Annotated in this window: 9 protein-coding genes; 6 read left to right on the top strand and 3 right to left on the bottom strand. The window is 68.3% G+C overall.

Annotated elements, in window-relative coordinates; translation table 11 throughout:
* Window positions 1–324 precede the first annotated feature (324 nt).
* The 6 genes from xth to sitI6 all read left to right on the top strand — a co-directional run bounded on the left by xth (window position 325) and on the right by sitI6 (window position 4,280).
* Window positions 325–1,095 carry an exodeoxyribonuclease III gene (xth, locus tag D7V93_RS06295; RefSeq protein ID WP_120609032.1) on the top strand — a complete coding sequence of 257 codons (771 nt, stop codon included), beginning with the start codon at window positions 325–327 and terminating at the stop codon, window positions 1,093–1,095.
* A gap of 14 nt (window positions 1,096–1,109) precedes the next feature.
* Window positions 1,110–2,282, top strand: coding sequence for a threonine synthase (locus D7V93_RS06290; RefSeq protein ID WP_120642501.1), 1,173 nt, complete (start codon window positions 1,110–1,112; stop codon window positions 2,280–2,282).
* A gap of 74 nt (window positions 2,283–2,356) precedes the next feature.
* Complete coding sequence (cutA, locus tag D7V93_RS06285) at window positions 2,357–2,614, top strand: divalent-cation tolerance protein CutA (protein WP_120642500.1); 258 nt, start codon at window positions 2,357–2,359, stop codon at window positions 2,612–2,614.
* Complete coding sequence (locus D7V93_RS44390; protein ID WP_147451057.1) at window positions 2,614–2,868, top strand: hypothetical protein; 255 nt, start codon at window positions 2,614–2,616, stop codon at window positions 2,866–2,868. Before cutA ends, D7V93_RS44390 begins: the two co-directional genes overlap by 1 nt.
* The gene (gene sitA6, locus D7V93_RS47650) at window positions 2,868–3,545 is read left to right on the top strand and encodes a SitA6 family polymorphic toxin lipoprotein (RefSeq protein ID WP_120642499.1); all 678 of its coding nucleotides are present in this window, start codon (window positions 2,868–2,870) and stop codon (window positions 3,543–3,545) included. The genes D7V93_RS44390 and sitA6 overlap by 1 nt, the downstream gene beginning before the upstream one ends.
* Before the next feature lie 15 nt (window positions 3,546–3,560).
* Window positions 3,561–4,280, top strand: coding sequence for a SitI6 family double-CXXCG motif immunity protein (gene sitI6, locus D7V93_RS06275; protein WP_120642498.1), 720 nt, complete (start codon window positions 3,561–3,563; stop codon window positions 4,278–4,280).
* 21 nt (window positions 4,281–4,301) lie between these two features.
* Here sitI6 and D7V93_RS06270 read toward each other — a convergent pair whose 3' ends face one another.
* The 3 genes from D7V93_RS06270 to D7V93_RS06260 all read right to left on the bottom strand — a co-directional run bounded on the left by D7V93_RS06270 (window position 4,302) and on the right by D7V93_RS06260 (window position 7,702).
* On the bottom strand, window positions 4,302–4,775 hold the full coding sequence (locus D7V93_RS06270) for an SMI1/KNR4 family protein (protein WP_120642497.1): 474 nt from the start codon (window positions 4,773–4,775) through the stop codon (window positions 4,302–4,304).
* A 19-nt stretch (window positions 4,776–4,794) separates the two neighbouring features.
* Window positions 4,795–5,100, bottom strand: a complete 306-nt coding sequence (locus D7V93_RS06265) for a hypothetical protein (protein WP_120642496.1) — start codon at window positions 5,098–5,100, stop codon at window positions 4,795–4,797.
* A 211-nt stretch (window positions 5,101–5,311) separates the two neighbouring features.
* Complete coding sequence (locus tag D7V93_RS06260) at window positions 5,312–7,702, bottom strand: glycoside hydrolase family 31 protein (RefSeq protein WP_120642503.1); 2,391 nt, start codon at window positions 7,700–7,702, stop codon at window positions 5,312–5,314.
* Window positions 7,703–7,775 lie beyond the last annotated feature (73 nt).

Genomic DNA, 7,775 nt, shown 5'->3' with positions numbered 1-7,775 from the left:
GGGCTTGAGCATGGGGGGCAGCGGGATGTCCTCCCAGGCGGCGAGTCCCAGGGCGGCGAGGGCGCCAGGCACGAGCACGTGGCGAAGCGCGGGCGGGACGGTGAAGCGCCAGGAGGCGGTGGGGCGGGTCCGGGTGCGCGACTTCGGGTTCATGGCGATGCCCTCGGGGCGGCTCTGGCTGAGAGCGGCGGCCCGGACAGGGCTATTGCGACGGGTGTGCCAACCGCGTTCCCCCCGGGGAGGGGGCTCCGGTGTGTCCCCCCAGCCACAGCGGCGGGGAAAAGCGTGGCAGGGGGCGTGGGCCGCGTGCGACGGTCGCCCGCGATGCGAATCGCGACCTGGAACGTGAACTCGGTGAGGGCCCGGCAGCAGCGGCTGGTCAATTGGCTGAAGAGCGCCCAGCCAGACGTGCTCTGCCTGCAGGAACTCAAGTGCACCGATGCGGACTTCCCCTTCGAGGCGGTGAAGGAGGCGGGCTACTTCGCCGCCGTGCACGGGCAGAAGACGTACAACGGCGTGGCCATCCTGGCGAAGCAGGAGCCCACGGACGTGGTGCGCGGCCTGTCGGACGGCGTGGATGACACGCACGCGCGCTTCATCGCGGCGACGGTGGGCGGCGTCCGGGTGGTAAGCGCCTACGCGCCCAACGGGCAGCAGGTGGACTCGGACGCGTATGTGTACAAGCTGGAGTGGTTCCGCCGGCTGCGCCGGTACCTGGACTCGCGCCACAAGCCGGACGAGCCGCTGGTGATGGGCGGGGACTGGAACATCGCGCCGGAGCCCATCGACGTGTACGACCCGGCGCAGTGGGAAGGCCAGACGCTGTTCACGCTGCGCGAGCGGGACGTGTTGCAGCAGGTGTGCGTCTGGGGGCTGACGGACGCGTTCCGCCACCTGCACCCGACGGAGCAGAAGTTCTCCTGGTGGGACTACCGGATGCTGGCGTTCCCGAAGAACCGGGGCGTGCGGATCGACCACCTGTTCCTCACGGCGCCGCTGGTGCCGAGGCTCACGGCGTGTGACGTGGACCGCGAGGAGCGCAAGGGCCAGCAGCCGTCGGACCACGCGCCGGTGTGGCTGGAGTTGCGGGACTGAGTAGAGTCGGGGGCATGTCTGTCCTCCGACTCGATTGCACGAAGTGCGACCGGACGTATGCGCCGGGCGCGGTGTGGAACCTGTGCACGGCGTGTCAGGCGCCGCTGTTCGCTCGCTATGACCTGGAGCGCGCGGCGCGCACGCTGCGCAAGGAAGCGCTGCCCACGCGCGAGCGCTCCATGTGGCGCTACCACGAGGTGCTGCCGTTGGAAGACCCGGCGCACCGGCTGAGCCTGGGCGAGGGCTTCACGCCGCTGTTGCCCGCGCCGAGGCTGGGCGAGTGGCTGGGCCTGAAGCGCGTGCTCGTGAAGGACGAGAGCGGCAACCCGACGGGGTCCTTCAAGGCGCGCGGCCTGTCCGCCGCCGTGTCGATGGCGAAGGCGCTGGGAGCGAAGGCGGTGTGCCTGCCGTCCGCGGGGAACGCGGGCAGCGCGCTGGCGGCGTACGCGGCGCGGGGCGGGATGGAGGCGCACGTCTTCGTGCCGAAGGACATCGCGTCGCTGTTCCTGATGGAGACGCGGGCGTACGGCGCGCACGTGGAGACGGTGGAGGGGCTCATCTCCGACGCCGGGCGCGTGTGCGCGGGGCTCGCGAAGGAGCATGGCTGGTACGAGTGCGCGACGCTGAAGGAGCCCTACCGGGTCGAGGGCAAGAAGACGATGGGCTACGAGCTGGCGGAGCAGCTCGGGTGGACGCTGCCGGACGTCATCCTGTACCCGACGGGCGGGGGGACGGGGCTCATCGGGATGTGGAAGGCCTTCGAGGAGATGGAGGCGCTGGGGCTCATCGGCGCGAAGCGGCCGCGGATGGTGGCGGTGCAGGCGGAGGGGTGCGCGCCCATCGTGAAGGCACACGCGGAAGGGCGGCCGGACGCGCCGATGTGGCAGGGGGCGACGACGCACGCGCACGGCCTGCGGGTGCCCAAGGCGCTGGGTGACTTCCTCATCCTGCGCGCGGTGAAGGACAGCCACGGCACTGCGGTGTCGGTGACGGAGGAGGAGATCGTCCAGGGCACCAAGGACATCGCCTCCGCCGAGGGGCTCTTCGTGGCGCCCGAGGGCGGCGCCTGCGTCGCGGCGCTCAAGAAGCTGCACGCCGCGGGCGACGTGACTCCGGATGAATCCGTGGTCGTGTTCAATACGGGCACGGGGTTCAAGTACGTGGAGAACATGGCGCCGCTGTGGTGAGCCGCAGCAGACCCGGGGGCACGTGATCAGACAGCCCGCTTGTGGCGCCATCCTCGGACGTTAGGATGAAAGACATGCACTTCATCCAGGTTGAGTTTGATGACAGGCGGGCTGCCGAGGATTTCAGGGTGTCGTTGTTGGAGAGAAAGCTCGCGCGGTCGGTGAACTACCAGGTCGTGATGAAGAGCTTCGTTTCGGTAGGTGCAGTGGAGCAGTCCGAGATCGTCGTGCTGACCTTCAAGACGGACCAGTTGAACGAGGTCCAGGAGCACCTCAAGGTGCCGACGTTCAAGAGCGGGTCGGCGGTGTACTGGGAAGTGAAGGAGTTTTGATGGAACGCCCTCCACGTCCGCCCGGCATGCCGGAAGAGCCTGAACCGGCCCGCCCCGTCGGTTCGGCCCACCTGCGGCCGGACGGCACGCTAGAACTCCGGATGCGGGCCGAGGGCCCGGGCGCCGTCGTCGGAGAGGCGCTGTTCATCCTGAAGCCCGGGGATGCCCGCTACGCATCCGTGCTCGAACATCTGGGCCCGATTTCACCGGGTGGCTACGCGCCGGTGCTGCCGTTCCCGCCGGGTGCGTTCTGATGAGATGCCCGCGCGCGGGTGTCCTCGCGCTGCTCCTGCTGCTGACGACGCTCGTGGGGGGCTGCACGTCGGCTTCTCTGCCTGCGCTTGACCCCTGGAGCGAGGCGAAGCACTCCGCAGAGGGTGCTTGTGCCGAGGAGGACAGGTGCGTCACCCTTGTCTGTGCTGACGACCTCTGTGGCCTCTACCGCTGTGAGGACACGGGCGCGCTGCTGGCACGGGGCGGCGGTGTCCGGCCTCCGGTCGCGGCATCGGCTCCGAGTTCTGGACCCCGGCGAAACTGGGGGAGTGCCCAGCCCCTGCCGGGGGACCGCGAAGCCATCTTCGTCATCCGCTGGTACAACCATCCGCCAGCGCCCGCACCCACGGATGGCAGGAAGCCCTCAGGTTCGGGCTGGGTCCGTCACCATCTCTATCCCCAGGACCCACGACTCTCGGCGTTTTTCAAGCTGCGGGCGAATATCAACGTGCATGACTTCACGATGGTGATTCCGCGCGCTGAGCACGTGAGATTGCATGGGGCGGGAGGACGAGGTGGTCCCTGGAATCAGGCGTGGCGCGATTTCGCCCTCAAGCACCCGAACGCGACCCCAAAGCAGATTCAGGAACAGTTGACCCGGATGATCATTGAATTCGACATCATGGGACCCATCCTTCCCTACCATTACCTTCGCTGAGACCCAGGAGGCGATGTGAAGTATTTCCTGCTTGGTCCTGCGGAAGGACCGCGCTTTACCGGCTTCGTGGATGCCGCGCACCGATGGGGGCTTCCTGGTGGACTTTGCCCCGTGTGTGATTCCAGCCCTGGGGGCCTCGGCGAGGCCTATCCGTCCGTTGATCTCTCCGGCTGGTCTCTCCGCCATGAACTCACGGAAGCGAGGCAGGTGCCTCTCGCGGAGTATGAGCGGTTGCGCGACTTGGTGAGGCCACATGCGCCTCCCGGCGCACTGTTGCTGCCGGGCGCCGAGTTCGGTCGACTCGTTGGAAAGGCTTTTGGTTGGTGGGGTGCGTTGCATCTACCAGATCCGTGGACACTGGTGATGCAACGTGCCGCATTGGAACAATTGCGCGGAGAAGGAGGCTTCAAGCTCAGCGCAAGCGAAATGGATCTGCATTTCCAGGAGATACATGTTCCGGATCTGCTGGAGATCGAACTCCATCCACGGGGCCGCCTTCACGACAGCTGTTTCCCGGGTGGCCGTGAGCGCCCCTGTGAGCGCTGTGGACGTCAGGGCGACGGCCTTCCTGACGCACCCATCCTGGACGGAAGCACACTAGCGACAGGACAGGACCTGTTCCGGTTGGCGGACTTCACGACCGTCATCATTGCCACGGAGAGGTTCGCGAAAGCCGTCGCGCGTCTCGGACTGGAAGGGGTCGTGTTCAAGGAAGTGCCCGTGGTCGCTTCCTGAATCCGTCGTTCGCCATGGTTGCTACTGCTGGAGTTTATCCAGCCAGAACCAACGCCCGTTCGACTGGAGCGCTCCTTCCAGGAACTCGGAGAATGAACCCGCGATTCGCGGACAGGCCTCTGGGGAAGGAAACCCTTCGCGGTATCCGTCGCGAAGGATGTAGCGGTCGGACTCCTGATGACTCACGTCGATGAGCACGAAGTTGGTGTCGTAGAGGTTGCAGAGGATGAACCATGAGGCAGGTCCCCATTCATCCGTGTCCGCCATCCCCAGGACCGTCCGCGCACGCACGACCTCCGCCAGCGAGCACAGGTGGAAGGGCGTGTTCGGAGTCTTGAACAGCGCTGCCCCATCGCAGTGCAGGTAGAAGGCACGCAGGTCTGCATCAAGTCGCCAGCCCACTCGATGCTCGAAGTCCTCCAGTTGCGCGGGCGTCGCGGGCGGATTGGGAAAGTGGCTTCGGGAGATTTCCGCAAGCAGGGTCTGGATTGCCAAGGGCCTACTCCCCATAGGGCTACTCGATGCCGACCGTGGTCCACGGTGGGTTGTTCGCGTAGCACTGATTGTAGAGGCCGTTGAGCTTGCCGTGGATGTCCGAAGGCATGGGGATGAGGTTCTCCCAGTCCGTCGGGTTGCCGCCGTGGTGCAGGTCGCGAAGGTGGTGGGCGGGCCAGTTGTTCCCCTGCGCATCCGTCGGCCACTGTCCGAAGCGCCGGGACCACTGCTCTCGAAACCCGTCCCGGAAGTTCTCCCACCGCTGGCGCTGTGCGGCTGTCTGCGCAGTGGACGGCGTGCTGTAATTGCAACAGCAGTGCGTCATTCCGAAGCGGCTCCCCCGTTTGGAGCGTCGTCCCTTCGAAGTCCAGCTTCACGTCCGCGAGCCACATGCCGAGCACAGCAGGGCGAGCAGGGCGACAGCGAACAGCCCAGGTGGCTGTTGACCTCGTAGACCTCTGGGCGATGGGTTCACACCGCCCACGTTACCGGGGGACGCTGCGATTCCGTCAGCACGAACGTCCGTCCGCAGACGGTCACGGCTCGACCACCAGCCGTGCCCAGTCCGCCGCCACCTTCAACTCCAGCACCCCATCCTCGAACCGGTGCTCACGCGCCCCCGTCACCTGTCGCACGGACGCCAGGCCATACACGCGCACCGTCTCCTCCGCCCGTGCCCGCGCCAACGCCCCGGTCTCGCTCCGCTCCAATCGCAGCACACCGTCCTTCAGTCCCCCGCGCAGCACCGTGAGCCGCGACGCCCCATACCCGTCCCCCGCGTCCTCGTAGAGCCGCCCGCGAACCTCCGGCGCCGCGTGCACGTGCCACTCCAGGTGCTTCCAGTTCGCGTCCGTGGTGTGCATCGCGGGCCGTGTCAGCGCCACCGCACCACCTGCCCGCAGCCACACCGGCACCGTGTCCAGGGGCCCGTCCGCGATGACGTACTGTCCTCCCTCGCGCACCTGTCCCGTGCCCTCCAGCCCCGGCCACTCCAGCCAGGCACCCGCCGGCAGCCAGGCCAGGCGCTTCGTCTGTCCTGGCCGCACCACCGGCGCCACCAGGAGGTCCCGCCCGAACAGGAATTGATCGAACGCGCCCACCGCCTCCGCGTCCCCGGGCGCTTCCATCAACAGCGGCCTCATGGGCGCGAGCCCCGTCTCCGACGCCTCGTGCAGCAGCGTGTACAGCGTGGGCAACAGCCGGTACCGCCGCTCCAGCGCCTCGCGCGCCAGCGTCAGGTACGGCTCCCCGTAACGCCAGGGCTCCTGCGGAGGCGTGCCCTTGCCCGCGTGGTTTCGCATCAGCGGATAGAACGTGCCGGCCTGCATCCAGCGCACCAGCAGCTCCCCGTTCGCCCGCCCGGTGAAGCCAGGGATGTCCACCCCCGTGAAGGCCACCGCCGCGAGGCCCAGCCCCATCAGCATCGTCAGCGATGTCTCCAATTGCGCCCAGTGGCTGGAGTTGTCCCCCGTCCACACCGCCGCGTAGCGCTGGATGCCCGCGGACCCCGCCCGCGTCAGCAGGAACGGTCTTGCCTCCGGACGCAGCTCGCGCAGGGCTTCGAAGGCCCCCTTCGCCATGCCCAGCGCGTAGACGTTGTGCACCTCCAGGTGCCGCTTGTCTCCGTGGCGCGCGTCATAGGGCAGCGTCGGCCCCTCCACCTTGCCCACGCCCTCGGAGCGCTGGCTCGTCAGCGTGAGGATTCCCAGGTCCGGCTGCACCGCGAAGCACGACGGCTCGTTCATGTCGTTCCAGAACCCCGCGATGCCCAGCTCCACGAAGTCGCGGTGCAGGGCGCCCCACCAGCGCTGCACCTCCGGCCGCGTCAGGTCCGGGAACACCGCGGGCCTCGGCCACACCTCGCCCACCAGCACGCCGCCCCGGTCGTAGCGCACCAGGTAGTCGCGTGATTTGGCCTCCTCGTAGAGCGCCCAGCCCTCCTCCTGCTTCAGCGCCGGATCCACGATGGGCACCAGCCGCACGCCCTGGGCCGCGGCCTCCCGCACGAGCCCCGCAGGATCCGGGTAGCGCGCACCGTCCCACGACCAGACCTTGTAGCCATCCATGTAGTCGATATCGAGGTACACGCAGTCCAGCGGCAGCCCCCGCTGCCGGTACCCCTGGATGACGCCGCGCACGTCGTTCGCGTTCTCGTAGCCCCAGCGGCTCTGCTGCGCGCCCAGGCTCCACAGCGGGGGCAGGGGAGGGCACCCCGTCAGCGCCGCGTACCGCCGCACCACGTCCGCCGGCCCCGGCCCGGTGAACAGGTAGCAGTCCAGCTCCGGCCCCCACGACTCCCACGCGACGAGCGTCCCGTCGGCGCGTGCCACATCCACCTCCGAGCGCCAGGACTCGTCCAGGAAGAACCCCCACGCCACGCCCTCGCGCAGGCCCACGAAGAACGGGATGGACTGGTAGAGCGGATCCGTGTCCGGGTGGTGCGGCATCACGTCCGTGTTCCAGAACGTGAAGTGCATCCCCCGCTTGTCCAGCGGGCCCACCTTCTCGCCGAAGCCCAGGTAGCGCTCCCCGGGCGGCGCGCGCAGCACCAGCCGCGAGCGGTGACGGCTCATCGGATACGCGGCCTCCACCTCGCCGTGCACGCCCAGGGTGCGCGCCAGCTCGCGCCCGTCCACGTCCCGGAAGCGCCACGTCCCCGACTCCACGTCCACCTCCAGGGACACCCCCTCCGCGCGCACGTGAACGCGCTCCCCGTCGCGCTTCACCTCCAGCGGGCATGCCTTGTCCTCAGTCACCGCCCAGGACTGCTTGCCGGGCAGCTCGGGGTGCAGGAAGCCCACCTCCGACGAGACGGGCGCGTGCCGCAGCCTCAGCACCCCGGGCAGGGGACTCGACACCTCCAGGACGGCGTGGCGGCCGGAGAGGCGCAACCGGGAAGGCTCGATGAGGAGGTCGTCGACGTGCATGCCTCGCAATCTAGGAAGCACGGCGGGGCCCGCACCCATCCTTCCTCACGTCCTCGTGCGATGCTGTCGCCGC

This window comes from Corallococcus llansteffanensis, assembly GCF_003612055.1.
Classification (GTDB): domain Bacteria; phylum Myxococcota; class Myxococcia; order Myxococcales; family Myxococcaceae; genus Corallococcus; species Corallococcus llansteffanensis.
Note: the sequence above shows the minus strand (reverse complement) of the source record. Positions and strands in the feature narration are given on the sequence as shown.